Annotated in this window: 1 pseudogene; it reads left to right on the top strand. The window is 69.5% G+C overall.

Annotation, left to right across the window (positions count from 1 at the left end):
* Positions 1 to 256 (top strand): annotated as a pseudogene (locus ACG02S_RS26345) (IS5/IS1182 family transposase); the annotation flags it as partial.

Below are 256 nucleotides of genomic sequence, written 5' to 3'. Positions count from 1 at the left end.
CGGCCAAGCCCGTCGAGCTCGAACGCGTGACGGTCGACACCACGGTGCAGGAGAAGGCCATCGCCCACCCGACGGACAGCCGATTGCTGGAAGTCGCACGGGCCAAGATCGCCCGCCTGGCCAAGCGAGCGGGCCTCAAGCTCAAGATGACGCACGAGCGGGAGGGCCAGAGCTTGCGTCGCCGCGCCGGTGGCTACGCCCATGCCAAGCAGTTCAAGCGGCTGCGCCAGGTGGTGCGCCGCCAGCGCACGATCCT

The sequence above is a fragment of the Pelomonas dachongensis genome, from assembly GCF_043555865.1.
Lineage (GTDB): Bacteria > Pseudomonadota > Gammaproteobacteria > Burkholderiales > Burkholderiaceae_C > Pelomonas > Pelomonas dachongensis.
Note: the sequence above shows the minus strand (reverse complement) of the source record. Positions and strands in the feature narration are given on the sequence as shown.